Below are 23423 nucleotides of genomic sequence, written 5' to 3'. Positions count from 1 at the left end.
TGACTTCTCGGCCTATATAAAAGCCAGATTCACCAATACCAAACACACACCAATAATAATCGCATCAAATGCGGTGAAGAATTCGCGTTGCTGAGGAGTGGGCTTCCATGATCGAAGACTTTTGGAAGGATAAATACCCGGCTGGAATTGCTGCCGACATCAATCCGGACGAGTATCCGAACATTCAGGCAGTGTTGAAGCAATCCTGCCAACGCTTCGCCAACAAACCGGCTTTCAGCAACCTGGGCAAGACAATCACCTACGGTGAATTGTACGAATTGTCCGGTGCGTTTGCCGCGTATCTGCAACAGCATACCGATTTGCAGCCCGGTGATCGAATCGCCGTGCAACTGCCCAACGTTCTGCAGTACCCGGTAGCCGTCTTCGGTGCGATCCGCGCCGGGCTGATCGTGGTCAACACCAACCCGCTGTACACCGCGCGGGAAATGGAACACCAATTCAATGACTCCGGCGCCAAGGCGCTGGTGTGCCTGGCGAACATGGCGCACCTGGCCGAAGCCGTGGTGCCGAAAACCGGCGTCAAACACGTTATCGTCACTGAAGTCGCCGACCTGTTGCCGCCGATCAAGCGTCTGCTGATCAACAGCGTCATCAAGTACGTGAAAAAAATGGTGCCGGCCTATCACCTGCCCAAAGCCGTCAAGTTCAACGACGTGCTGAGCAAGGGCCAGGGCCAGCCTGTGGCTGAAGCCAATCCCGACAGCGGCGACGTTGCCGTGCTGCAATACACCGGCGGCACCACCGGCGTAGCCAAAGGCGCGATGCTGACCCATCGCAACCTTGTCGCCAACATGCTGCAGTGCAAAGCGCTGATGGGCTCCAACCTCAATGAAGGTTGCGAAATCCTGATCACGCCGCTGCCGCTGTACCACATCTATGCGTTCACCTTTCATTGCATGGCGATGATGCTGATCGGCAACCACAACATCCTGATCAGCAACCCGCGCGACCTGCCGGCGATGGTCAAGGAACTGTCGAAGTGGAAGTTCAGCGGTTTCGTCGGCCTCAACACGTTGTTCGTGGCGCTGTGCAACAACGAAGGTTTCCGCAAACTGGATTTCTCCGCGCTGAAAGTCACCTTGTCTGGCGGCATGGCTCTGCAACTGGCCGCTGCCGAGCGCTGGAAAGCGGTGACCGGTTGCGCCATCTGCGAAGGTTACGGCATGACCGAAACCAGCCCGGTGGCCACGGTCAACCCGATCCAGAACATCCAGATCGGCACCATCGGTATTCCGGTGCCATCGACCCTGTGCAAAGTCATCGACGATAACGGTGTCGAGCAGCCGCTGGGTGAAATCGGCGAACTGTGCGTCAAAGGCCCGCAAGTGATGAAGGGTTACTGGCAGCGTCAGGAAGCCACCGATGAAATGCTCGACAGCGAAGGCTGGCTGAAGACCGGTGACATCGCGCTGATCCAGCCGGACGGCTACATGCGCATCGTCGATCGCAAGAAAGACATGATTCTGGTCTCCGGTTTCAACGTCTACCCGAACGAACTGGAAGACGTGCTGGCGACCCTGCCGGGCGTGTTGCAGTGCGCGGCCATCGGCGTGCCGGACGAGAAGTCGGGCGAGGCGATCAAGATTTTCATCGTTGCCAAACCGGGCGTCACGCTGACCAAGGAAACGGTGATGGAGCACATGCGCGCCAACGTCACCGGCTACAAGGTGCCGCGTTCGGTGGAATTCCGCGATGCGCTGCCGACCACCAACGTCGGCAAGATCCTGCGCCGCGAGTTGCGTGATGAAGAGCTGAAGAAGATCAAGGCCAAGTCCGCCGCCTGAAAACACGAAGCCCCGCAGATGCGGGGCTTTTTGTTGGGGCAGGCTGTAGATTTGCAGTGCTTGGTAAATCTACCCCCTCACCCCAACCCTCCCGAAACGTCGGACCGCCCCCAGGGGGGCGAGGGGGAAGGGAGCCGATCGGGGGCTGTTCAGAACCTGAGTTCGACTCGATATCTCAGGTCGGCGTACCTTGCCCAGACACCTCGGTCAGTCCCCTCTCCCTCTGGGAGAGGGTTAGGGTGAGGGCTATTGACGGAACGGCGCGAAATTCACATTAGTCCCCGCCGGACGCATGTCCTGCAGATACGAATCCTTGTCCGCACTCAATTCCAGGCTCAATGCCGCTTTACGCTTGCCTTCGTTGCGAATCACCAGCCCTTCAAGCTTTTCGCGCAGGAACACCGTCGGCACTTTCAGGTGCAGCAGTTCGTCAGTGGCCGGCGTGTGCATCAGCAAGTGAATCCACTCGTACTGACCGATGGCCAAACGCGACACTGGCAGGTCGAACCACCAGATGTTGCGGTTACGGTTCAGTTCGGCGAAATGGCAGTTGTTGGTGCCGAGCACGGCACCGCCCAGTTCCTTGTTGCGTCGGGCGATGGCCTGCGTTTTATCGAGTTTCATAACATTCCTGCGGGATCAGTTCCTGGCGCTTGGCGCCCATATGTTGCGCATTCTCGGGGCTACGCACGCAAACATAAAGCCCAACCTGCACGCGACGACGAAATGAACCCCTGAAAATAAATGAAACTTGGCGCAAACCCGGCCAGTCAATCATTACGTACTGACTTTTCCCCCTAATTGCACCAAGGAGAAACACCATGAGTAGCACAGGCGATAAAGTAAAAGGCATGGCCAACGAAGCGGTCGGCAACGTTAAGCAAGGCGTCGGTAAAGCCACCGACAACAGCAAGCTGCAGGCCGAAGGCAAGATTCAAGAGAAAAAAGGTGAGGCCCAGCAAGCGGTCGGCAAAGCCAAGGACGCGGTCAAAAAAGGCGTCGACAAGGCGTAATTCAGCCTTGAACGAAAGACAAGAACGGCCATCCAAGGATGGCCGTTTTTGTGTCGAAATTCTGCAGAGACCCGGCAAGGTTCGCCAAACAGGCTACCTTGATGTAAAAAACGGCCCCTGAGTCGCCACGACTTCAACCTGTATTGCGGCGAAAGGAGACGCGAATGATTTTTCCGGACATGAAAGGTCTGCCCCTGCACCGGGTGATGGTGCGCACGGTCACTGAATTCGTCGACGACGAGATGTCGACCTACGCCTCGGCACTGGCCTACCAGATGCTGTTCTCGCTGTTCCCGTTCATTCTGTTTCTGATTGCCTTGATCGGTTTCCTGCACCTGCCGGACTTCTTCTCCTGGCTGCGCCTGCAATCGGAACTGGTCCTGCCGCCACAGGCGCTGGAGCAGGTCAATCCGGTGATCGACCAGTTGCAGCAGTCCAAGGGTGGCTTGCTTTCAGTCGGTATCGTTATCGCCCTGTACACCGCTTCCGCGGGCGTGCGCTTGATGATGAGCGCGATGAACGCCGCGTACGACGTGGTCGAGGGCCGGCCGATCTGGAAGCGTTTCCCGCTGTCGATTGTCTACACCGTCGGCATTGCCGGCATGCTGCTGGTGGCCGCCGCGCTGATGGTGCTCGGGCCGCAAGTGATGGGCTGGATCGCCGCGCAGGTGGGGCTGGAAGACTTCATCGTCACCGTGTGGACCATCGCGCGCTGGCCGGTGATCGTGATTCTGATGATGGTCGCCGTGGCACTGATCTACTACGTCATGCCCGACGTCAAACAGGAGTTCCGCTTCATCACCCCCGGTTCGGTGCTGGCCGTGGTGGTGTGGATCATCGCCTCGTTGGGGTTCGCGTTCTACGTGAAAACCTTCGCCAACTACAACGCGATGTATGGCAGCATCGGGGCGATCATCGTGCTGTTGCTGTATTTCTATATTTCCGCGGCGGTGCTGTTGCTTGGCGCCGAGATGAATGCGGTGATCGAGCACATGTCCAGCGAGGGCAAGGATGCGGGTGAGAAAGTCCCCGGCGAACTCGATGAACATCCCAAACAACACGTCTCGGGCCTGGGCCGCGATCATTCGCTCAAGCCGGACACTGACGAAGTCTGATCATGATTCGTGAAATTCTGAAAATGGGCGACGAGCGCCTGCTGCGTATCGCCCCGCCTGTGCCGGCCGAGATGTTCGACAGCCCTGAGCTGTGGCAACTGATCGACGACATGTTCCAGACCATGGAAAGCGTCGGTGGTGTCGGCCTGGCTGCGCCGCAGATCGGTGTCGATCTGCAACTGGTGATCTTTGGTTTCGAACACAGCGAACGTTACCCGGACGCTGAAGCGGTGCCGCAGACGATCCTGATCAATCCACTGATCACACCGTTGAGTCCGCTGACGGAAGAGGGCTTTGAAGGCTGTCTGTCGGTACCGGGGTTGCGCGGTGCGGTGGATCGTTATCAGCAGATTCGCTATGAAGGGTTTGATCCGAAGGGCGAGCCGATTGTGCGCACTGCGTCGGGCTTCCACGCACGGGTTGTGCAGCACGAATGCGATCACCTGATCGGTCGGTTGTACCCGTCGCGGATCACCGACTTCAGCAAGTTCGGTTTTACTGAAGTGATGTTCCCGGACCTCGATCCCACAGCCGACGACTAATCCCCGAGAACACCACAATCCCCGTGTAGGAGTGAGCCTGCTCGCGATAGCGGTATGTCAGTCACCGAAAATGTCACTGACATACCGCTATCGCGAGCAGGCTCACTCCTACAGGGTTTTGCATCAGATTGACGGTCTCAGCTCCATCGCAATTATCGGCTTGCTCCGCGCATACCGGCTCAAGCGCTCCGCCATCGCCTGGGGCAGCGCCGGGTCGAAGGTGAACCCGCGCCGCTCATAAAACTCACGCAGATCCGGATGGCAGAACAGCCACACCGGCTCGCTCACATTCTGCACCGCCGCCGCGATCAACTGTGCGGCAATCCCCTGCTCACGACATCCCGGATCAACAAAAAGCCCGGTCAACCAGTGCCCTCCCGCCACCGGTCGCAAACACAACGCGGCAACAATCTCGCCCCGTCGCGCGACCCACAATTGCGCATCGCGAACCGCTTTCATCGAGGACTGGTGGTTGCGGTAAAACTTGTTCATCAACGGCCATAACGACTCGTCGAGCAGGCTGTATTGGGTGTCGGGCATGGGATCGGACTGTCGGCGCTGAAAGCGGCGATTATAAAAGAACGCACGCAACAGGATAGGTGTATACCTGAGCCTACATCCCCTGTGAGTGGAGTACGCATCATGTCCAAAGGTATGGATTCAAAGAAAGCCGCGAAGAAGAAACCGGCCAAGACCGCGATTGAAAAACGCGCAGAGAAGAAAGCCAAAAAGGTCGACATCTTCGGTCACTGATCACGCCTTTCCGGAGCCCGGTTCTCGGGCTCCTGCCTGAACCCGAAAATAATCTGCAAGATTGCGCAGCGTCGTTGCACAGAAGGGCAAGAATCCCGTTCCGAGCAATGCCATGCCCCATTACTTCGACGCCGCCCATCGTCAGCAGATCGAAACCCTGCGCCAACGCTTTACCGCCCGCACCGAATGGCCGACCTGGCTGTTGCTGATCGGCGTCTATGGCGGCTGGTTTGCCATTGTTCTCAATAGTCACTGGCTCGGTCGTGGCTTGAGCACGCTGTTGCTGATCCCGTTGCTGGTGCTGTGGCTGTCGTTGCAGCACGAGTTGCTGCACGGGCATCCGACGCGCTGGGTGCGCTTCAACAAGATCCTTGGCTACGCGCCGTTTGCCGTGTGGTATCCGTACACGCTGTATCGCGACAGCCATTTGTTGCATCACCGCGATGAGGATCTCACCGTGCCCGGCGTCGATCCGGAAAGCCGCTATCTGACCCGCGTTGGCTGGCAGCGCAGTTCGCTGTTCGAGCGCAGCTTGCATTGGTTGAACAAAACCGTGCTCGGACGCTTCCTGGTTGGCGCCCCGCTGGCGCTGCTAGCGTTGGCCAAAGAACAGTTGCAGCGGCTGAAAAACGGCGAGCGCCAAGCCTGGTTGATGTGGTTGACTCATGGTGCGTTTACATTATTGATGCTGTGGTTTGTCGCCCGTGTCAGCGCGCTGCCGGTCTGGCATTACCTGCTGCTGATCAGCGTACCGGCGCTGTCAATCGCGATGATCCGCTCCTACTATGAACACCGTCCCCACGCACAACCCGAACAGCGCACGGTGTTGAACGAAGCGGCTTGGCCGTGGCGCTGGTTATTTCTGAATCTGAATTTTCATCTGGTGCATCACGACTTGCCCAAGCTTGCGTGGTACGACTTGCCCAAGGTTTACCGGATGCATCGCGAGCAATGGATCGCGCGCAGTGGCGGGTTTCTCGTGCGCGGGTATGGCGAGTTCTGGCGACGCCATGTTTTGAAGCCAATCGACAGCCCCGAGCATCCTTACCACTAACCCAAGAACACCACAAAACCCTGTAGGAGTGAGCCTGCTCGCGATAGCGGTGTGTCAGGCGCCGAAGATGTCACTGATGCACCGCTATCGCGAGCAGGCTTGCTCCCCCATTGGCTATTTGTAACTCGGAAAATATGTGTATGGCTCAACACCACACCGAACTCCTGATGTACGTCGCCCCCGAGCCAATCCGCGCGGCGAATGAGCGCTGGATTGCGCGCATCCTTGAGCTGCTTGGCCACACTCGCCTGAGCGCTGAAGGTCTGTCGTTGCCCGAACTCTGGTTATCCCCCGATCTGCTGCTCACGCAAACCTGCGGCTATCCGCTTATGACTGCATTGCGCGGACAAGTGCGCATCGTCGGACGTCCTCGCTACGAACTGCCTGACGCCAGCGCCGGCAATCATTGCAGCCTGATCCTCGGCCGCGCTGATGACTCACGCAAAACGCTAGCGGACTTTCAAAACAGTCGAGGGGTGATCAACAGCGAAGATTCCAACAGTGGCATGAACCTGCTGCGTCAGCGTCTGGCGTCGTTGCAGCAAAACGGACAATTCTTTGCCTCGGTCGGCATCAGCGGCGGCCATCGCGAGAGCCTGCGCTGGCTGCGCGAACACCGCGCTGATCTGGCTGCCATCGACAGCGTTACCTACGCCTACCTGGCGCAGCATGCGCCGCAAGAGGTCAGCGCCTTGCGGGTGATTGCGCGCAGCGCCCTGAGCCCGACCCTGCCGTTCATTACCGTCGCCAGCGCCACGGACGAGCAGGTTGAGACGTTGCGGCGGATGATGAATCTGACTTTGCGCGAACTGCCCGAGGTCGCGCAGACCTTGGGGTTGCCTGAGGTGCTTGCTGCCAGCGAAAGCGATTATCAGATCCTGCTCGACTATCAACGTGAGGCTGAAGAATGGGGCTATAGCCACTTACGCTAAAAGATCGCAGCCTTCGGCAGCTCCTACATCGAATGCGTACACCTGTAGGAGCTGCCGAAGGCTGCGATCTTTAGTTTTTATATTCTCGAGTAGAATATAAAAATGAAATTTAAATATTATTAAAGAATAAGGCGCCTTGCTACGATCGCGCCACCGGAACACCGGACATTCAGCGACCCCTCATCAAGGAGCCCCTATGTCCGGCGCCGACCTTTCCCATCGTCACACCGTGGACGGCCTGTTTCGCGCCCACTATCGCTGGCTCTGTGCTTATCTGCACCGTCATCTGCATGACGCGGCCGGCAGCGAAGACATTGCCGCCGAAACCTTCGCCCAATTGCTCGAGGCCCCGGCACTGACGGCCATTCGTGAACCTCGCGCCTTGCTGACGACCATCGCCCAGCGTCTGCTGTATCAGCGCTGGCGACGTGCTGATCTGGAGCGTCGTCATCGCCAGTCAATCGACATTGATTACGCCGCCTCGCCTGAAGAATTCGTCCAGCAATCGCAAACGCTCACTCGACTCGACCACAGCTTGCAGCGCTTGCCCGGCAAAGTCCGCGCGACGTTTCTGCTCGCCCGCATCGACGGCCTGACCTACCCGCAAATCGCCACCGAACTGGGTATCTCCCAGCGCTCGGTCAGCGTTTACATGAACCGTTCCCAAGCGTTGTGCGATCGCCACAGCGCCAACCAATTCCTGCAAGACAAGAGGTCCGCATGAGATCGATCAAAACCCTGCTCGGCACGTCGTTGCTGGCTCTGAGCCTCAGCGTTGGTGCTGTTTCGGCGACGGAGAAAACCGCGCCGATCCATTTCGGCGACATCACTTGGGAGAGCGGCAGTTTCATCACCGAAGTGCTGCGCCTGATCGTTGAAAAAGGCTATGGCTACCCGACCGACACGTTGCCCGGCAGTACGGTCAGCCTTGAGGCCGCATTGGCGAAAAACGATATTCAGGTGATTGGCGAAGAATGGGCCGGGCGTAGTCCGGCGTGGGTCAAGGCGGCCGCCGAAGGCAAGGTGTTCGGTTTGGGCGATACGGTCAAAGGCGCCACCGAAGGCTGGTGGGTACCTGAGTATGTGATCAAGGGCGACCCTGAGCGCGGGATCAAAGCGTTGGCGCCGGAGTTGAAGTCGGTGGCGGATCTGCCGCGCTACAAAGACGTGTTCCGCGACCCGGAAGATCCGTCGCGTGGGCGCTTCCTCAACAGCCCGACCGGCTGGACCTCGGAGATCGTCAACAGCCAGAAGCTCAAGGCTTATGCGCTAAATGACAGCTTCGTCAACTTCCGCACCGGTTCCGGCGCGGCGCTGGATGCCGAGGTGGCATCGTCGATCAAACGGGGCAAACCGGTGTTGTTCTACTACTGGTCACCGACGCCGCTGCTTGGCCGATTCAAACTGGTCAAACTGGAGGAACCGCCATTCGATGCCGAGGCCTGGAAGACCCTGGCCGATGCCAACAATCCCAACCCCAAGGGCACCCGCTCAATGCCGGCGAGCCTGGCGATTGGCGTATCGGCGCCGTTCAAGGCGCAGTATCCGGAGTTGGTGACGTTTTTTGAAAAGGTTGATTTGCCGATCGATCTGTTGAATCAGACCCTGGCCGGGATGAGTGAAAAACGTTTGCAGCCGAGGGTGGTAGCGCAGGCGTTTTTGCGTGATCAGCCGCAGGTCTGGAAGCCTTGGGTGCCTGCAGAGGTGGCGACCAAGGTGACTGGAAGTCTGTAAGTCGTTTCTGTCGTTTTTGTAGTGTTTGTAATGGCCTCATCGCTGGCAAGCCAGCTCCCACAGGAATTGCGCTGATTTGCAGAAGCGCAGAATCCTGTGGGAGCTGGCTTGCCAGCGAAAGCGTCTGCCCCGGCAACAATTCTTCCCGCGCTGAACCGTTTCTTGTGCAAAAAGTGCCAGATACTGGCCGACTAGTGGCCTTGCGCAGGTCTTTGCACTGGCTATGCTTCCCATAACTAACTATGTCGACCGTCATGTCAAAACTTGCCGGACGCACAGCGTTAGTCCGTGAATTCATGCTGCCAGAGTGCGCAACCCAAGGCACCGACACTGAACCAACAAGGAGCGTCGCTTACATGGAAGTTCTTCAACGCGTTAGGGCTGGCCCGCGTGCGGGCTATCAAGAGAAGGATGTCTTGATTAGAGCGTCGCTGCATGGACGCTCCGATTGATCATCATTTATCACCTGACAACTTCCTCCCGTGGAGGAATGCGTGTGCCTGTTCTGTGGAACGTAGTGGTGGATCGTGAAAGAACTGAACTTTCATCAAATCAAAAGTCCGCGCGGAAGGTGATACAACCATGTTCAACCTACATCACAAGGCTGACCTGCAGGAAATCGAGCGCTTCAGCTGCGCCCTGACCGAGGCCAACGCCAAGTTGGCGGCGATCAGCCGCTCGATGGCAATGATCGAGTTCAGCCCTGACGGCATCGTTCTGGATGCCAATGAAAACTTCTGCAAGACCATGGGCTACAGCGCCGATGAAGTGCGTGGCAAACATCATCGGGTGTTTTGTGAAGAGGCTTTCTATCGCAGCGAGGAGTACGCCAAATTATGGCGTGACCTGGCTCGCGGTGAGCCGATCAGCGGGACTTTTCTGCGTTTGAACAAGGCCGGCAGGGAAGTCTGGCTCGAAGCCAGTTACATGCCGGTGTATGGCCCGGACAAGCAAGTCCACAGCGTGATCAAAGTGGCTGCCGACATCACCGCTCGGGTGAATAAAGAGCACGAAGAAGAAAGCATGCTGGCGGCGATCAGCCGTTCCATGGCGGTGATCGAGTTCACCCCGGAAGGCAATGTCATTGCCGCCAACGACAACTTCCTCAAGACCATGCAGTACTCGCTCAACGAAATCGTCGGTCATCACCACAGCCTGTTCTGCCATCGTGCCGAAGCCGAGTCTGCGCAGTACAAGGCATTCTGGGCCTCGCTCAACCGTGGCGAATATCACTCGCACCGTTTCGAGCGCAAGAACAAGTCGGGGCAGATGGTTTATCTCGAAGCCTCGTACAACCCGTTATTCGATGCCAAAGGCCGCCTGTACAAAGTGGTGAAGTTCGCCAGCGACATCACCCATCAAATGACCACCTTGCAGAACGCCGCCGAATCGGCCCACAGCACCTCGGTACAAAACGACGCCTGCGCGCAAAAAGGCTCACAGGTCGTACAGCAAACCGTGCAGATCATTCAGGACATTTCCCGCGACCTCAACGAAGCAGCGGCGAGTATCGATGCGGTGAGCAAACAGTCGGACATCATCGGCACCATCGTTCAGACCATTCGCGGCATTGCCGATCAGACCAACTTGCTGGCGCTCAACGCGGCAATTGAAGCGGCGCGGGCCGGGGAGCATGGGCGCGGATTTGCGGTAGTGGCGGATGAGGTGCGTAGCCTCGCGGCGCGCACCAGTCAGGCGACGCTGGAGATTGTCGAGGTAGTGCGCAAAAACCATGACCTGTCGCTGAGTGCGGTGTCGAGCATGCAATCAAGTCTGAGCCGCACCGGGCTCGGGGTTGAGCTGGCGAATGAGGCGGGGGAGGTGATTCTGGAAATCCAGCAGGGCTCCCGGCATGTGGTGGATGCGATCAGCCAGTTCAATGAAACCCTGCAACTGAACTGATTCCACAAAGTGGCCTGTAGGAGCTGTCGAGTGGAACGAGGCTGCGATCTTTTGATTCGTTGTTGGAAGCAAGATCAAAAGATCGCAGCCTTCGGCAGCTCCTACAGGGATACCGTGCGGTAGCCTGGAATCCGTGGTCTCAGAGCGCAGCGAGAAACTTGCCCGCCTGCTTGTCGCTGTCCTTCACATCGTTGTCTTTCTCCGCCTGCGCCAACTTCATCTTGTCCTGCAAGCGCTCGGCGATCTCTTTGCCGATGGCCAGTTGTTTCTCCGGCGGCATGGCTTTGATGTCGTCTTCGGTCAGCCCCATCGACTGCAGGATACTGTCGCGCAGACGCTGTTCCGGCGTCTTGCTCATGTAATCCTTGAACTCGTCGGTGGCGGACTTTGCCGAGGTTGTGGTGGCATCGGTGGCTTGCAGGTTGACGCGGGTCTTGGCGAACGCTTCGTCGACGTTGTCGCTGATGCGCGTGGCTTCGCTGACTTGCTGAGTGGCAATCTGCGTGGCCGAGTCCTGCACCTTGGCGGTGGCTTCGGCGGTTTGCGCCTGGGTCTGGTTTTGCAGGGTTTGCAGCATGGCGCCGTGCAGACCACCCTGCAGACCGGCGGCAGCAGTGGACGTCGCATCGTCATTCAGCGCTTTGGGCAGATGAATGATTTGCTGTTGTTTGGCACTGATCAACATGATGTGTGGACCTGAAGGTAATTGCTGACTGGCGTATCGGAGCAATTACCGTGCCTTCTAAGTAAGTCCTTTTATTTCAACAAGTTGACCATTGGCCAGGTGTGCGTGGCGGTCATCCCTTGCCGATAAGCGGCAGAGGATGACCGTTGCCACCCTCAGCGATGGGCAATGTTCTCCAGCGCCAGATTGCGTGTACGCGGGCCGAACCAGCCGATGGTCACCATCACGATCAGCATGCTGCTGACGATGAATGCCAATACCCCCGGCGTACCGAAGTTGTCGAGAAACAGGCCGATCAACAGACTGCTGAACACCGTCGACAAACGACTGAACGAATAGCAGAAACCCACAGCGCGGGCGCGGATGTTGGTCGGGAACAGTTCGCTCTGGTAAGAGTGATAACTGAAGCTCAACCAGGCATTGCAGAAGGTGATCATCACCCCGCAGAAGATCAGCCCGAACGCGCTGGTCTGCAGGGCGAACAGGGTGCCAAAGGTCATCGCGCCGAGGGCCGAGCCGACGATCTGCCATTTGTTTTCGAAACGATTGGCGAACTTCACGAACAGCAGCGGCCCGAGCGGGTAGGCGAGGGTGATGATGAACGCATACATCAAACTGTGGGTGACACTGACACCCTGACCGGACAGCAGCGCCGGCAGCCAGTTGCCGAAACCGAAGAACCCAATGGCCTGGAAGATGTGGAAGACAATCAGCATCAACGCGCGGCGGCGATACGGCGGCTGCCAGATGTCGGCGAAGCGACCCTTGCCTTCGACGTCGACCGGAACGGTTTCCGGCGTATCCAGCGGTTTACCGTGATCCTTCTCGCATCGTGCTTCGATGCCATCGAGAATCCGCTTGGCTTCATCAAAGCGGCCATGTTGCGCGAGCCAGCGCGGCGATTCCGGCAGACGCTTGCGCAGCCACCAGATAAACAGCGCAAACACCGCGCTCGCCAACACCACCCAACGCCAGCCGGACACGCCGAATGGCGCCTGCGGCACCAGCCACCATGACATCAACGCCACCGCGGGCACCGACAGAAACTGCACGAAAAACGCAAAAGCAAATGCCGAACTGCGCATGCGTTTGGGCACCAGTTCCGAGAGGTAAGCGTCGATGGTCACCAGTTCGATACCCAGACCGATGCCAACCAGAAAGCGCATGCAAATGATGCCCAGCGCCGAGCTCTGAATGCCCATCAACACCGTCGCCACCGTGTACCAGACCAGCGCGAAGGTGAAGATCGCGCGACGACCAAAACGATCAGCCAAAGGGCTGAGCAGGCTGGCGCCGAGGAACAGACCGAGGAACGTCGCCGAGGCGAACGCCGCCTGATCGGAGAAGCCGAACACGCCCTGATTACCAGTGGCGAAGATGCCATCGCGGATCAGACCGGGGCTGATGTAGGCGGTCTGAAACAGATCGTAGAGTTCGAAGAAACCACCGATTGACAGCAGCGCCACCAAGCTCCAAATCGTCGCGACCGCCGGGAGGCGATCGATGCGGGCGGACACCTGAGCGGCGCGGATCGGGTCGATGCCGTCGCTTTGCGCGGCGGCGGGGGCGTGTGCAGTCATGGGCTGATCCATTTTTTATTGATGGAAAAGCTTAGCCTGCTATCGGAGTTAACGGATTGTGATTATCGGCGGTTTAACCGGGTAAACCGCTGATTCCTTGCAATATCTGTTTACGAATTAACGATTTATGCCGCAGCCGCCGAATCTGGCAACGCCGAGGCCGGCAAGCCGAAGATCCGGTCGAACAGCCAGTTGAAGGCAAACGTGTAGCACGGGATGAAAATGATCAGCGCCAGATCCAGCAGAAACGCCTGCACCAGACTGATGTTCATCCACCAGGCGATCAACGGAATCAGGAACACGATCAGCGTCAGTTGAAAGCCGACGGCGTGAGCAATGCGTCGTTTCACCGTGCGGGTGCGCGATTGCTGGCGGCTTTCCCAGTGCTCGAACATCGAGGTGTAAATGAAATTCCAGGTGACGGCGATGGTGGTGATGATCACCGCCAGCGGCCCGGTGCTGCCCGGGGAGGTGCCGGACAACAGCGCCAGACCAAGGGCGGAGAAGGTCATGCCGATCACTTCGTAGAGCGACACGTAGACCAGTTTGCGTTTGACGCCTTGCATGGGGATTTGCCTCTTTCTTGCCGTTTGTTGGCCAGCGGGACTGGCGAAGGCGGCGAAAGATAGCTTCAATAGGGCTGACAGAAAAAGTCAGCTACTTTCAGTTCTATTGATAGGTGTTCAGGGTGAATTTCAACAGCGACAGTATCGAGCTGTTTCTTGCGGTGATTGAGCGCGGCTCGTTTTCAGCGGCGGCTCGCGCATTGGGTCGGGTGCCTTCCGCCGTCAGCATGAGCATTGGCAACCTTGAAGCCGAACTGGGTTATCTGCTGTTCGACCGCAGCCATCGCGAACCGCAACCCACGGCGATGGCGCTGTCGCTGGTGCCCCATGCGCGGCTGATCGCTGAGCAGCTCAAGCAACTGCAAGTGCACGCGGTGGAGTTGTCGTTGGGACTGGAGAGCAAGTTGTCGATCGGCGTGGTCGCGGACATCGACCGCCGTCGTTTGCTGGCGGCAATCAAGGAGATCGCCGAGCGGCATCCGCTGTTGGATATCGAAGTGCTGACCGCGCCGCAAGATGACGTGCTGGCGATGCTGCACAGCGGCCGGGTCAGCGTGTGCCTGGCGTTCGCCGGGCTGAGCATGAATGTGCTGGAGCGTTTTCAGTTTGTCGGCAGCGAGCGGATGATCGCCACGCTGGCGGCGGACAGCCCGTTGTTGCAGGGGCAGGATGTGTTTCTTGAAGATCTGGTGCATGTGCGGCAGATCATCGTCGCCAGTCGCGACTTGCCGATCAGTGAGACGCGACCGTTGGTGGCGGAGTCGTATTGGCGCACGGACAGCCTTGAGACGGCGATGGAAATGGTCGAGGCGGGATTGGGTTGGGGTAACTTTCCGCTGTCGGTGGTGCAGCCGCGGATCGACTCCGGGCGACTGAAACGGCTGAATTTTCGCAACATCGAAAACGGTCTGGTGATGCCGGTGCACGCGGTGTGGCTCAAGAGCCAGCCATTGCAGAAGGGCGCGCATGCCCTCGTCGAATTGTTGGGCGGTTGATCGTTCCCACGCTATGCGTGGGAATGCAGCCCGGGACGCTCTGCGTCCCATCAAAAGCCGAACGCGGAGCGTCCGTTGAGGCATTCCCACGCAGAGCGTGGGAACGATCGGTGAAGGGTTGTGTTTCAACTCAGCGTTTGTGAAGGGTCAGGTGCTTTCGCGGATCTTCAGTTCAAAGCCCATGTCTTCAACCGGGCGCGCGACGCTGTTACCGGCCATCAACGTCAGCATCTGCTCCGCCGCGCGCCGGCCAATCGCTTCACGCGGGGTATTGATGCTGCTCAAGCGCGGCACCATGTGTTCGGACATCGGCAAGTCGTTGAAACCAAGAATCGCCACTTGCTCAGGAATCTTGATGCCATTGCGCAGCGCTTCCAGCAAAGCGCCCTGGGCCAAATCGTCGTTACCAAAGAAGATCGCATCAACATCCGGATGCGCCGCGAGCAACTGCAAAAACAGTTCCCCGCCCAAGCCCACCGATGAAGAGCGAGGCGTCAGCACTTCCAGATCCGGGTCATAACGCCCGGCCTTCTGCAACGCTTTGCGAAAGCCTTCGCCACGCAACAACGTGCGCTGATCGAGTTGCGCGCCAATGTAAGCCAGACGTTTGCGCCCACGGGAGAGCAAATGCTCGGCCGCCGTTTCACCGGCACTCAGTTGCGAAAATCCGACGCAATTCACCCCGGCGGCGCTGTCCAGTTCCATCATGTACACGCAGGGAATGTTGCTCGCCTCGATCATCCGTCGCGAACTTTCGGTGCGGTCAAACCCGGTCAACAAGAAACCGCGCGGCTGATAGGCCATGTAGTTGCGCAGCAGGTTTTCTTCTTCATCGCGTGAATAGTGGAAGTTGCCGATCAGCACTTCGAAGCCTTTGGGCGTGAGCACCCGATGAATGGCTTCCAGCGTGTCGATAAACAAAAGGTTGGACAGCGACGGTACCAACACCACCACCGAATGGCTCTGCGCCGAGGCTAAAGCGCGGGCGGCCGGGTTGACCACATAGTTGAGTTCGAGGGCGGCTTTCTGCACTTTTTCCACTAGTTCTGTGGCCACGGTGCTGACCCCGCGCAAGGCGCGAGAAGCGGTAATCGGGCTGACACCGGCGAGGCGGGCAACTTCATTCAGGGTGGGACGGCCGGTGGTGCGGGTATTTTTATCGTTTTTAGGGGGGGTCATCGACGGCTTGCCAAACAAAAATCAAGGCACTAAGGTAGCGCTGTCCTGATGCAGCTGTAAATGCGTAAGCGAGGTCCTGCCTGATCTTCGCTTTTTGGTGTTGGGAACAAACCTGCTGCAACCCAAAAAAACGACAAGAAGGCGTCGGCAACTTCTGCCTGTGCACTAGAGTCATAGCTAGCAAAGGTAGCGCTGTCTGCGCGCTGAGGTGTTATATGAGTCATCCCATCACCGCCCTGGTCATCATGGGCGTTGCCGGTTGCGGCAAGACGTGCGTCAGCGAGACCCTGTGCCAATTGAGCGGCGCGACTGCCATTGAAGGCGATACTTTCCATCCGGCCGCGAACATCGAAAAGATGAGCGCGGGGATCCCCCTGAACGACGACGACCGTGCCGGCTGGCTCGACAGCCTGTGCGATGAACTGCGTCGCGTCGATGCATCGGGCAAACGTCCGGTGCTGACCTGCTCGGCCCTTAAACACAGTTATCGCGAAGTGTTGCGCAGTGCCTTGCCGGGCCTGGGCTTCGTGTTTCTCGAATTGACCCCTGAAGTTGCCGCTGAGCGTGTGTCCCATCGTCCGGGCCACTTCATGCCGGCCACGCTGATCGAAAGCCAGTTCGCCACCCTCGAGTCGCCCAAGGGCGAACCGTTGACGTTGGCCCTGAATGCCTCGATCCACAGCGTTGAAGAACTGGCGTCCCAGGCTCACGTCTGGTGGCAGGCCCACGGTCTGAAACAGGCGGTATGAGTGTGTTGAAAGAGATAGCGCTGTCCTCCCGACTTCTGTTTAACCCGCTTTAATAACAACAACAATCCAGGAGACACCCCCAATGTTTGGCATGTCCCACGACGCCTACCTGCTGCTCGATGCAGTGGTCACGGTAATCGGCCTGATTATCCTGATCACCAAATTCAAGATTCACCCATTTATCTCCCTGACCATCGCTGCTGCGTTCCTCGGTCTGACCTCCGGTATGCCGATCGGCACCATCATCAAGGCGTTCCAGGACGGCTTCGGTGGCGTCCTCGGTTTCGTCGGTATCATCCTTGCGCTGGGCACCATGCTCGGCAAAATGATGGCCGAGTCGGGCGGGGCGGATCAAATCGCCCAGACCCTGATCCGTGCGTTCGGCAAAGACAAAGTCCAGTGGGCGATGATGTTCGCCGCGTTCCTGGTGGGCATTCCGCTGTTCTTCGAAATCGGTTTTGTCCTGCTGATTCCGCTGGTGTTCATCGTTGCGCGTCGCACCGGCGTGTCGATCATCAAGATCGGTATCCCGTTGCTCGCCGGCCTGTCCGCCGTGCACGGTCTGGTGCCGCCGCACCCGGGCCCGCTGCTGGCCATCGGCGTGTTCGGTGCTGACATCGGCAAGACCATTCTTTACGGTCTGATCGTTGCGCTGCCGACGGCAATCATTGCCGGTCCGATCTTCGGTACGTTTATCGCCAAGCACATTCCGGGTCACCCGAATCAGGAACTGGTCGATCAACTGGCCCGTGAAAGCGACGACTCGACCAAGCTGCCAAGCTTCAGCATCACCCTGATCACCGTGCTGTTGCCGGTGTTCCTGATGCTGCTGAAAACCTTCGCTGACGTGGCGTTGCCGGACGGTCACTTCTTCCGCACCTGGATGGACATGATCGGTCACCCGATCTCGGCACTGCTGCTGGCGTTGCTGTTGTCGCTGTACACCTTCGGGCACAAGCAGGGCATCGGTTCCCAGCAAATGCTCAAGTGGCTCGACGCAAGCCTGGCGCCAACCGCGGCGATCATCCTGATTATCGGTGCTGGTGGCGGCTTCAAGCAGATGCTGGTCACCAGCGGTGTCGGCGACGTGATCGGCCACATGGCCGTTAGTGCGCAGATCTCGCCGATCCTGCTGGCGTGGCTGGTGGCAGCGGTGATTCGTATCGCAACCGGTTCGGCGACTGTGGCAACCATTACCGGCGCGGGCATTGTGGTGCCGGTGGTGGGGATGATTCCGGGTGTGAACCGTGAGCTGCTGGTACTCGCTACCGGTGCCGGTTCGTTGATTCTGTCGCACGTGAACGACGCCGGTTTCTGGCTGGTGAAGCAGTACTTCAACATGACCGTGGCCGAGACGTTCAAGACCTGGACGGCGATGGAAACCATCCTGTCCATCGTCGCGTTGGGCTTTATCCTGCTGTTGTCGCTGTTCGTTTAAGCGTTTCTTTCAGGCACAAAAAAACCGCAGCGATGCGGTTTTTTTGTGGGTGAAATTTCGAGGCCGGACACATTCCCTTGTAGGAGTGAGCCTGCTCGCGATAGCGGTGTATCAGTGCCATTTACGGTGACTGACACACCGCTATCGCGAGCAGGCTCACTCCTACAGGTTTTGTGTTAGCCGCCAGTTTTTGCGACTAAGCCATCCGCCCGGAACATCCCGCGAATCCCGCGCACCGCCTGACGAATCCGGTCCTGGTTTTCGATCAGCGCAAAGCGCACGTGATCATCGCCATACTCACCAAAACCAACCCCCGGCGAGACGCAAACTTTAGCCTCGGCCAGCAATTTCTTGGCGAATTCCAGCGAACCCAGATGCGCGTACTGCTCGGGAATCTTCGCCCAGACATACATCGACGCCTTCGGGTTCTCGACCATCCAGCCCAGTTCATGCAGACCTTTGACCAGTACGTTGCGACGCTGGCGATACTGCTCGGCGATGTCGCGCACGCATTGCTGATCGCCTTCCAGCGCAGCAATCGCCGCCACCTGCAGCGGAGTGAAAGTGCCGTAGTCGTGGTAGCTCTTGATCCGCGCCAGCGCGTTGACCAGTTCCGGGTTGCCGACCATGAAACCGATGCGCCAGCCGGCCATGTTGTAGCTCTTGGACAGGGTGAAAAACTCCACCGCGATGTCCTTGGCGCCCGGTACTTGCATGATCGACGGGGCTTTCCAGCCGTCGTAGACGATGTCGGCGTAAGCCAGATCGTGAATCACCAGTACGTCGTACTGCTTGGCGAGGGCGATCACCCGTTCGAAGAAATCCAGCTCCACGCACTGCGCGGTCGGGTTCGACGGGAAGCCGAGGATCATCATTTTCGGCTTCGGAATCGAGCCACGAATCGCTCGTTCCAGTTCATCGAAGAAGTCCACGCCCGGCACCAGCGGCACCGAACGCACCTGGGCGCCGGCTATCACCGCACCGTAGATGTGAATCGGGTAACTCGGGTTCGGCACCAGTACGGTGTCGCCCTGATCGAGGGTCGCCAGCATCAAATGCGCCAGGCCTTCCTTGGAACCGATGGTGACAATGGCTTCGCTTTCCGGGTCGATATCGACCTCGTAGCGCTGCTTGTACCAATTGGAAATCGCCCGGCGCAGGCGTGGAATGCCCTTGGATGTGGAGTAACCGTGGGTGTCTTCGCGTTGCGCAACTTGCACGAGTTTTTCGACAATGTGCGGCGGCGTGGCGCCGTCGGGGTTGCCCATGCTCAAGTCGATGATGTCTTCACCACGACGACGCGCGGCCATCTTCAGCTCGGCGGTGATGTTGAAAACGTAAGGGGGGAGTCGATCTATGCGCGCAAAGCGGCGCGGCGAACCTTGTTCAGCCATTGTTGCCTCGGATAACGTAAGCGCCCGGAACCGTCCGAGCGACGCTGGTCACTGCGGTGACCTGTGGCGGAAGATAAGGTCAGTGATGGCATACTGTCCAGCCCGTTTGTAAACAATTTTGTCCCAAGGAAATCGGTAGATGGAATTCACCAGCGGCTTCTTGCTGAGCCTTTCGCTGTGCCTGGATATCGGCGTGGCCAACATCGCGATGATCACCCTGGCGATGCAGCGCGGTTACTTTCAGGGCTTCGCGCTGGGCCTCGGTACCTGTGTCGGCGACCTGATTTACGCGGTGCTGGCGCTGGCCGGCATGACGGTTTTGCTGCAATACGAAACAGTGCGCTGGGTGCTGTGGATTGGTGGTTCAGCGCTGCTGATCTACTTTGCGGCGAAGATGATTTACTCGGCGATTCACCACGAGGCGCAGTTGGCGGCCACGGCGGAAGTGGGGCAGAACTCCCATCGCAAGGAGTTCTTCCGGGGCATTTTTCTCGCGATGTCGTCGCCGAGCGCGATTCTCTGGTTCGCTGCTGTTGGCGGTACGTTGATCGCCCGTTCCGGTGGCGGTGGGCCGGTGAGTTCGGCGCTGTTCCTTGGCGGATTCCTTTGCGCCGGGCTGCTGTGGTCGGCGGGTTTATGCTTTGCCGCGAGCCATGGTGGCAAGCTGTTGGGCGATAAGCTGTTGCGCTATTCCTACCTGGCATCTGCAGCGATCTTCTGCTATTTCGCGGTGTACGTGATCGTATCTGGCTATAACGAATTTGTCGGTTCCGGCGCCGTCGAGCAGTTGCACGCGCTGTAAACGTGCGAATCGGCTTTGGCTTTCTATACTCCCAGCCGAACCCCTCTTTTGTTCCAGGAGTCGAGTCATGGATGAGCAAAAACGCGTCGAAGTGGCTGAACCTCGCTTCGAACATGGACACTTCCTGCTGATTGCAGGTTTTCGCGGTCGATTTACCCAAGACACAGCCAAAGACATTCCGGCGCTGTGGGAAAAGTTCTTGCCGCACCTGGGAAAGATCCAAGGGCAAAAGAACGAAGTGACCTACGGTGTTTGCTGCAATTTCGACGGCAAGGGTGGCTTCGATTACATCGCCGGGGTGGAAATCAGCAAGCTTGATGACCTCGACCAGAAGGTCTATCAGTGGGTGGAAGTGCTGCCCCGGCAATACGCGGTGTTCGAGCACAAGGGACCGCTCGATCAATTGCCGCAAACCCTGCAATACATCTACAAAACCTGGTTGCCGAGCTCTCACTACGTGGAGCTCAACGCCCCGGAACTCGAGCGTTACAGCGCCGACTTCAACCCGAAGGAGCACACCGGCAAACTGGAAATCTGCGTGCCTGTCGATACCAAGGTTTGAGCGGACAAGCATGAGGCGGATCCATGTCCGCCTCATGCTTTCAACGCTGTTTACGTCGCGCCCGCAACAGGTCGATGCCCAAGGTGATAAAGCCGAAAGTACTGATGCCCAACACCATCAACAGGCCGATTTCAACGCTGCTCATAAGCGGTTTCCCCCAAGGGTGATCAGAGACACACCGCAGAAATAGCCCGCTCCGACCGCGAAGAAAAGCGCTTATACGCAAGCTTTACGCCGCCCGTGCGCATCGATATGCAGGCCTTATTCCTTTATGCTTTCGGCACTTTCTTCAGCTGATTTCCGAGCCGCCATGAACACCCTCATCCGCAACGTCACCGCCGCCGACCTGGACCGCTGCTACGCCATCGAAACCGTTGCCTATGAAGGCGACGAAGCGGCGACCCGCGAGAAGATCGCCACGCGCATCGCCACCTGGCCGGAAGGCTTCGTGGTGGCCGAAGTGGATGGCGTCGTCGCAGGCTTCATCAATTCCGGCGCGGCGTTTGATGTGCAGATGTCGGACGAGGCGTTCAAGGAACTGATCGGCCACGACCCGAAAGGGCCGAACGTGGTGATCATGTCGGTGGTGGTGCACCCGGATTATCAGGGGCAGGGGCTGGCCAAGCGCTTGATGGGCGAGTTCATTGAACGTATGCGCGGGATGGATAAAGCGACGATTCATTTGATGTGCAAGGAAAAGCACATTCCGTTGTATGCCGGGTTTGGCTTTGCCTACATCAAACCGTCGGAGTCCGACCACGGCGGTATGGCGTGGCACGAGATGATCCTGACCCTCTAACCCATTTCTTCCTGTCAATGATCGTTCCCACGCTCTGCGTGGGAATGCAGCCGGTGACGCTCTGCGTCCCAAAATCGTGACGCAGAGCGTCACAAGAGGCATTCCCACGCAGAGCGTGGGAACGATCATTCACGGGAGGGTCAGTAAAGGGTGTCGCTTACTCGTTTCGGCGCTTCACGGTCGTAGGTTTCGGCATCGAACTCGCCATCATTCAGGCGCTTGTGGAAGGCGCCAGCAGAGGGCAGGGCCGAGCGCGGCAAGTGCGTTTCCGGGTTCCACGCATCGGAGCGGACGAAGGCTTTCGAGCAATGAAAGAACGCCGCCTCCACTGTCACCAGCAACACCGTTTTCGCCGGTTTGCCATTCACCGCAAAGCTTTCCAGCAACTGTGGATCTGCACTGATCGTCGCTGTGCCATTGACCCGCAACGTTTCACCAATCCCCGGAATGATGAACAGCAACGACACCCGCGAATCCTGCAGCACATTGCGCAAGGTATCGATGCGGTTATTGCCCGGGCGATCCGGCAGCGCGAGCGTGCGCTCATCAATGATCCTCACAAACCCGGCTTTGTCACCGCGCGGCGAATTATCCAGGCCATCGGCGCCCACCGAGCTGACGATCACCAGCGGCGAAACCCGCACCATCGCCTGATAATCCTCGTTGAGAAAACCGATCTGCTTGCGCACCGCCCGCTCGTGGGGCAATCCGTAAATAGCTTCCAGTGCTTCGATTGAATCGATCATCGTGCTTCCCTCGATGACTTAGAAAAACAGCCCCATGCGCCGCTCATAACCGATTCGGCCCTTGTACGCTTCGCCGCTGTCGACGTAACCATGTTTGGCGTACAGCGCGATCGCCGCGTCGTTATCGGCGTCCACTGACAACTCTAACCCTTTGATCTCCGGCCACGCCTGACGCGCAACCTCGGGCAGTGCTTGCAGACACGCCTTGCCGAAACCCTTGCCCTGCGCCCTGCGATCAACCTGCAACGCATGCAAGGTGGCGCTGTGTTCATTGGCCCAGGCCGGCAACACCGGCGGGCGTTTGAGCAGCAGAAACGCCACCGGCACTTCATCCGCCAACAGGGCAAAACCCTTCACGCCGGGGCCGGGCTTCGACAGCAGCGTGTGCAACGCACCATGAATATCGCCAGAGAACTTGATCTGCTCGGCATGGATTTCAATCGCCTCGACTTGCTCACGCTGCAAGGCGTTGAGGCTGTCGTACGGCACGAGTTGGGCTGACACGGGAATTTCCTTTTTCCTACAAAGATGAGCCTCGGATTCTAGCGATTTTGTCTTCTGTAGAATTTTTTTTGTTTGCTCTGTCGATCTGCCGGTTCACCAAGCGACTAAGAGTGTCTTCACAACAAAAACCACGGAGAACACCATGAGCGCACAATCTGAAATCCAGACCGTGATCAACACCTACCGCGAAGCCGTCATGACCAAGGACGTGGAGAAAGTCATGGCGTTGTACGCCGACGACATCGTCTCCTTCGACGCGATCAAGGCTCTGCAATTCAAGGGCAAAGCCGCCTACCGCGCGCACTGGGTCGACTGCATGGAAATGTGCCCCGGCCCGCACATTTTCGAGTTCCACGAAATCGCCATCGAAAGCGCCGACAACATCGCCTTTGCGCACTGGGTGGCCAACTGCGGTGGCACCAATGAGAAAGGCGAAACCCAGAGCTGCTGGATGCGCGTCACCGCCTGCTATCGGCAGGTTGGCGGGGCTTGGAAAATCGTCCACGAACACTGGTCGGCGCCGTTCGATCCGATGAGCGGCGCGACCCTGTTTGATGTGCAGCCCTGATCTTCA

General features: G+C 58.2%; 25 protein-coding genes and 1 pseudogene. 17 read left to right on the top strand and 9 right to left on the bottom strand.

Going from position 1 to position 23423, the window contains the following annotated elements; translation table 11 throughout:
• The first annotated feature begins 107 nt into the window (after nucleotides 1-107).
• Complete coding sequence (fadD1, locus tag CKW38_RS06525; RefSeq protein WP_095112255.1) at nucleotides 108-1805, top strand: long-chain-fatty-acid--CoA ligase FadD1; 1698 nt, start codon at nucleotides 108-110, stop codon at nucleotides 1803-1805.
• 246 nt (nucleotides 1806-2051) lie between these two features.
• On the opposite strand, the gene CKW38_RS06520 is transcribed toward fadD1, so the two are convergent.
• The gene (locus CKW38_RS06520; RefSeq protein ID WP_007917843.1) at nucleotides 2052-2429 is read right to left on the bottom strand and encodes a hypothetical protein; all 378 of its coding nucleotides are present in this window, start codon (nucleotides 2427-2429) and stop codon (nucleotides 2052-2054) included.
• Nucleotides 2430-2626: 197 nt separating this feature from the next.
• On the opposite strand from CKW38_RS06520, the gene CKW38_RS06515 reads away from it, so the two are divergent.
• The 3 genes from CKW38_RS06515 to def all read left to right on the top strand — a co-directional run bounded on the left by CKW38_RS06515 (nucleotide 2627) and on the right by def (nucleotide 4475).
• On the top strand, nucleotides 2627-2818 hold the full coding sequence (locus CKW38_RS06515) for a CsbD family protein (RefSeq protein WP_007917841.1): 192 nt from the start codon (nucleotides 2627-2629) through the stop codon (nucleotides 2816-2818).
• Nucleotides 2819-2982: 164 nt separating this feature from the next.
• Nucleotides 2983-3933 carry a YihY/virulence factor BrkB family protein gene (locus tag CKW38_RS06510; RefSeq protein ID WP_007917840.1) on the top strand — a complete coding sequence of 317 codons (951 nt, stop codon included), beginning with the start codon at nucleotides 2983-2985 and terminating at the stop codon, nucleotides 3931-3933.
• 2 nt (nucleotides 3934-3935) lie between these two features.
• Nucleotides 3936-4475 (top strand): peptide deformylase, encoded by a 540-nt coding sequence (def, locus tag CKW38_RS06505; protein WP_038362614.1) that lies wholly within the window; start codon nucleotides 3936-3938, stop codon nucleotides 4473-4475.
• A gap of 123 nt (nucleotides 4476-4598) precedes the next feature.
• Here the strand turns inward: def and CKW38_RS06500 are convergent, their stop codons facing one another.
• A complete protein-coding gene (locus CKW38_RS06500; protein ID WP_095112254.1) occupies nucleotides 4599-5015 on the bottom strand; it encodes a GNAT family N-acetyltransferase in 417 nt (138 codons plus the stop codon).
• 325 nt (nucleotides 5016-5340) lie between these two features.
• Here CKW38_RS06500 and CKW38_RS06495 point away from each other — a divergent pair, with 325 nt between their 5' ends.
• From CKW38_RS06495 to CKW38_RS30610, 6 genes and pseudogenes are all read left to right on the top strand, one after another.
• Nucleotides 5341-6282 carry a fatty acid desaturase gene (locus tag CKW38_RS06495; RefSeq protein ID WP_095112253.1) on the top strand — a complete coding sequence of 314 codons (942 nt, stop codon included), beginning with the start codon at nucleotides 5341-5343 and terminating at the stop codon, nucleotides 6280-6282.
• 140 nt (nucleotides 6283-6422) lie between these two features.
• Nucleotides 6423-7214, top strand: coding sequence for a phosphate/phosphite/phosphonate ABC transporter substrate-binding protein (locus CKW38_RS06490; protein ID WP_095112252.1), 792 nt, complete (start codon nucleotides 6423-6425; stop codon nucleotides 7212-7214).
• Nucleotides 7215-7410: 196 nt separating this feature from the next.
• Nucleotides 7411-7938: a sigma-70 family RNA polymerase sigma factor gene (locus CKW38_RS06485; protein WP_095112251.1), complete on the top strand. Its 528-nt coding sequence runs from the start codon at nucleotides 7411-7413 to the stop codon at nucleotides 7936-7938.
• Nucleotides 7935-8948: an ABC transporter substrate-binding protein gene (locus CKW38_RS06480; protein ID WP_095112250.1), complete on the top strand. Its 1014-nt coding sequence runs from the start codon at nucleotides 7935-7937 to the stop codon at nucleotides 8946-8948. The genes CKW38_RS06485 and CKW38_RS06480 overlap by 4 nt, the downstream gene beginning before the upstream one ends.
• 582 nt (nucleotides 8949-9530) lie before the next feature.
• Nucleotides 9531-10307 (top strand): annotated as a pseudogene (locus CKW38_RS30615) (PAS domain-containing protein); the annotation flags it as partial.
• A 3-nt stretch (nucleotides 10308-10310) separates the two neighbouring features.
• On the top strand, nucleotides 10311-10850 hold the full coding sequence (locus CKW38_RS30610) for a methyl-accepting chemotaxis protein (protein WP_225919999.1): 540 nt from the start codon (nucleotides 10311-10313) through the stop codon (nucleotides 10848-10850).
• A gap of 139 nt (nucleotides 10851-10989) precedes the next feature.
• Here the strand turns inward: CKW38_RS30610 and CKW38_RS06470 are convergent, their stop codons facing one another.
• The 3 genes from CKW38_RS06470 to CKW38_RS06460 all read right to left on the bottom strand — a co-directional run bounded on the left by CKW38_RS06470 (nucleotide 10990) and on the right by CKW38_RS06460 (nucleotide 13681).
• Nucleotides 10990-11535 carry a hypothetical protein gene (locus tag CKW38_RS06470; protein WP_007917816.1) on the bottom strand — a complete coding sequence of 182 codons (546 nt, stop codon included), beginning with the start codon at nucleotides 11533-11535 and terminating at the stop codon, nucleotides 10990-10992.
• Between the two features lie 155 nt (nucleotides 11536-11690).
• The gene (locus CKW38_RS06465) at nucleotides 11691-13115 is read right to left on the bottom strand and encodes an MFS transporter (protein ID WP_095112249.1); all 1425 of its coding nucleotides are present in this window, start codon (nucleotides 13113-13115) and stop codon (nucleotides 11691-11693) included.
• Between the two features lie 125 nt (nucleotides 13116-13240).
• The gene (locus CKW38_RS06460) at nucleotides 13241-13681 is read right to left on the bottom strand and encodes a PACE efflux transporter (protein WP_095112248.1); all 441 of its coding nucleotides are present in this window, start codon (nucleotides 13679-13681) and stop codon (nucleotides 13241-13243) included.
• A gap of 122 nt (nucleotides 13682-13803) precedes the next feature.
• Between CKW38_RS06460 and CKW38_RS06455 the strand changes: the two genes are divergently transcribed.
• Complete coding sequence (locus CKW38_RS06455) at nucleotides 13804-14676, top strand: LysR family transcriptional regulator (RefSeq protein WP_095112247.1); 873 nt, start codon at nucleotides 13804-13806, stop codon at nucleotides 14674-14676.
• A 147-nt stretch (nucleotides 14677-14823) separates the two neighbouring features.
• Here CKW38_RS06455 and CKW38_RS06450 read toward each other — a convergent pair whose 3' ends face one another.
• On the bottom strand, nucleotides 14824-15855 hold the full coding sequence (locus tag CKW38_RS06450) for a LacI family DNA-binding transcriptional regulator (RefSeq protein WP_095112432.1): 1032 nt from the start codon (nucleotides 15853-15855) through the stop codon (nucleotides 14824-14826).
• A 215-nt stretch (nucleotides 15856-16070) separates the two neighbouring features.
• Between CKW38_RS06450 and CKW38_RS06445 the strand changes: the two genes are divergently transcribed.
• A complete protein-coding gene (locus CKW38_RS06445) occupies nucleotides 16071-16604 on the top strand; it encodes a gluconokinase (protein WP_095112246.1) in 534 nt (177 codons plus the stop codon).
• Between the two features lie 82 nt (nucleotides 16605-16686).
• Nucleotides 16687-18042: a GntP family permease gene (locus CKW38_RS06440; protein WP_095112245.1), complete on the top strand. Its 1356-nt coding sequence runs from the start codon at nucleotides 16687-16689 to the stop codon at nucleotides 18040-18042.
• Nucleotides 18043-18218: 176 nt separating this feature from the next.
• Here the strand turns inward: CKW38_RS06440 and alaC are convergent, their stop codons facing one another.
• Complete coding sequence (alaC, locus tag CKW38_RS06435; RefSeq protein WP_077574233.1) at nucleotides 18219-19436, bottom strand: alanine transaminase; 1218 nt, start codon at nucleotides 19434-19436, stop codon at nucleotides 18219-18221.
• 139 nt (nucleotides 19437-19575) lie between these two features.
• Here alaC and CKW38_RS06430 point away from each other — a divergent pair, with 139 nt between their 5' ends.
• The 3 genes from CKW38_RS06430 (at nucleotide 19576) to CKW38_RS06420 (ending at nucleotide 21599) form a co-directional block, all read left to right on the top strand.
• Nucleotides 19576-20238: a LysE family translocator gene (locus CKW38_RS06430; protein ID WP_007917797.1), complete on the top strand. Its 663-nt coding sequence runs from the start codon at nucleotides 19576-19578 to the stop codon at nucleotides 20236-20238.
• A 67-nt stretch (nucleotides 20239-20305) separates the two neighbouring features.
• The gene (locus tag CKW38_RS06425) at nucleotides 20306-20800 is read left to right on the top strand and encodes a GyrI-like domain-containing protein (protein ID WP_007917791.1); all 495 of its coding nucleotides are present in this window, start codon (nucleotides 20306-20308) and stop codon (nucleotides 20798-20800) included.
• A gap of 310 nt (nucleotides 20801-21110) precedes the next feature.
• Nucleotides 21111-21599, top strand: coding sequence for a GNAT family N-acetyltransferase (locus CKW38_RS06420; protein WP_095112244.1), 489 nt, complete (start codon nucleotides 21111-21113; stop codon nucleotides 21597-21599).
• A 140-nt stretch (nucleotides 21600-21739) separates the two neighbouring features.
• On the opposite strand, the gene CKW38_RS06415 is transcribed toward CKW38_RS06420, so the two are convergent.
• Complete coding sequence (locus CKW38_RS06415; RefSeq protein WP_095112243.1) at nucleotides 21740-22345, bottom strand: pyridoxamine 5'-phosphate oxidase family protein; 606 nt, start codon at nucleotides 22343-22345, stop codon at nucleotides 21740-21742.
• An 18-nt stretch (nucleotides 22346-22363) separates the two neighbouring features.
• On the bottom strand, nucleotides 22364-22849 hold the full coding sequence (locus CKW38_RS06410; RefSeq protein WP_007917784.1) for a GNAT family N-acetyltransferase: 486 nt from the start codon (nucleotides 22847-22849) through the stop codon (nucleotides 22364-22366).
• Between the two features lie 142 nt (nucleotides 22850-22991).
• Between CKW38_RS06410 and CKW38_RS06405 the strand changes: the two genes are divergently transcribed.
• Entirely contained in the window at nucleotides 22992-23417 is a 426-nt protein-coding gene (locus CKW38_RS06405; RefSeq protein ID WP_095112242.1) for a nuclear transport factor 2 family protein, read from the top strand.
• The last annotated feature ends 6 nt before the right edge of the window (nucleotides 23418-23423 follow it).

This window comes from Pseudomonas sp. Irchel 3H7, assembly GCF_900187605.1.
Classification (GTDB): domain Bacteria; phylum Pseudomonadota; class Gammaproteobacteria; order Pseudomonadales; family Pseudomonadaceae; genus Aquipseudomonas.
This window is presented reverse-complemented; position numbering and strand designations above follow the sequence as displayed.

What these genes read in the sequence shown, in the direction of transcription:
- fadD1 (WP_095112255.1), top strand. Translation starts at nt 108, where the DNA reads ATGATCGAAGACTTTTGGAAGGATAAATACCCGGCTGGAATTGCTGCC.
- CKW38_RS06520 (WP_007917843.1), bottom strand. Translation starts at nt 2,429, where the DNA reads ATGAAACTCGATAAAACGCAGGCCATCGCCCGACGCAACAAGGAACTG.
- CKW38_RS06515 (WP_007917841.1), top strand. Translation starts at nt 2,627, where the DNA reads ATGAGTAGCACAGGCGATAAAGTAAAAGGCATGGCCAACGAAGCGGTC.
- CKW38_RS06510 (WP_007917840.1), top strand. Translation starts at nt 2,983, where the DNA reads ATGATTTTTCCGGACATGAAAGGTCTGCCCCTGCACCGGGTGATGGTG.
- def (WP_038362614.1), top strand. Translation starts at nt 3,936, where the DNA reads ATGATTCGTGAAATTCTGAAAATGGGCGACGAGCGCCTGCTGCGTATC.
- CKW38_RS06500 (WP_095112254.1), bottom strand. Translation starts at nt 5,015, where the DNA reads ATGCCCGACACCCAATACAGCCTGCTCGACGAGTCGTTATGGCCGTTG.
- CKW38_RS06495 (WP_095112253.1), top strand. Translation starts at nt 5,341, where the DNA reads ATGCCCCATTACTTCGACGCCGCCCATCGTCAGCAGATCGAAACCCTG.
- CKW38_RS06490 (WP_095112252.1), top strand. Translation starts at nt 6,423, where the DNA reads ATGGCTCAACACCACACCGAACTCCTGATGTACGTCGCCCCCGAGCCA.
- CKW38_RS06485 (WP_095112251.1), top strand. Translation starts at nt 7,411, where the DNA reads ATGTCCGGCGCCGACCTTTCCCATCGTCACACCGTGGACGGCCTGTTT.
- CKW38_RS06480 (WP_095112250.1), top strand. Translation starts at nt 7,935, where the DNA reads ATGAGATCGATCAAAACCCTGCTCGGCACGTCGTTGCTGGCTCTGAGC.
- CKW38_RS30610 (WP_225919999.1), top strand. Translation starts at nt 10,311, where the DNA reads ATGACCACCTTGCAGAACGCCGCCGAATCGGCCCACAGCACCTCGGTA.
- CKW38_RS06470 (WP_007917816.1), bottom strand. Translation starts at nt 11,535, where the DNA reads ATGTTGATCAGTGCCAAACAACAGCAAATCATTCATCTGCCCAAAGCG.
- CKW38_RS06465 (WP_095112249.1), bottom strand. Translation starts at nt 13,115, where the DNA reads ATGACTGCACACGCCCCCGCCGCCGCGCAAAGCGACGGCATCGACCCG.
- CKW38_RS06460 (WP_095112248.1), bottom strand. Translation starts at nt 13,681, where the DNA reads ATGCAAGGCGTCAAACGCAAACTGGTCTACGTGTCGCTCTACGAAGTG.
- CKW38_RS06450 (WP_095112432.1), bottom strand. Translation starts at nt 15,855, where the DNA reads ATGACCCCCCCTAAAAACGATAAAAATACCCGCACCACCGGCCGTCCC.
- CKW38_RS06445 (WP_095112246.1), top strand. Translation starts at nt 16,071, where the DNA reads ATGAGTCATCCCATCACCGCCCTGGTCATCATGGGCGTTGCCGGTTGC.
- CKW38_RS06440 (WP_095112245.1), top strand. Translation starts at nt 16,687, where the DNA reads ATGTTTGGCATGTCCCACGACGCCTACCTGCTGCTCGATGCAGTGGTC.
- alaC (WP_077574233.1), bottom strand. Translation starts at nt 19,436, where the DNA reads ATGGCTGAACAAGGTTCGCCGCGCCGCTTTGCGCGCATAGATCGACTC.
- CKW38_RS06430 (WP_007917797.1), top strand. Translation starts at nt 19,576, where the DNA reads ATGGAATTCACCAGCGGCTTCTTGCTGAGCCTTTCGCTGTGCCTGGAT.
- CKW38_RS06425 (WP_007917791.1), top strand. Translation starts at nt 20,306, where the DNA reads ATGGATGAGCAAAAACGCGTCGAAGTGGCTGAACCTCGCTTCGAACAT.
- CKW38_RS06420 (WP_095112244.1), top strand. Translation starts at nt 21,111, where the DNA reads ATGAACACCCTCATCCGCAACGTCACCGCCGCCGACCTGGACCGCTGC.
- CKW38_RS06415 (WP_095112243.1), bottom strand. Translation starts at nt 22,345, where the DNA reads ATGATCGATTCAATCGAAGCACTGGAAGCTATTTACGGATTGCCCCAC.
- CKW38_RS06405 (WP_095112242.1), top strand. Translation starts at nt 22,992, where the DNA reads ATGAGCGCACAATCTGAAATCCAGACCGTGATCAACACCTACCGCGAA.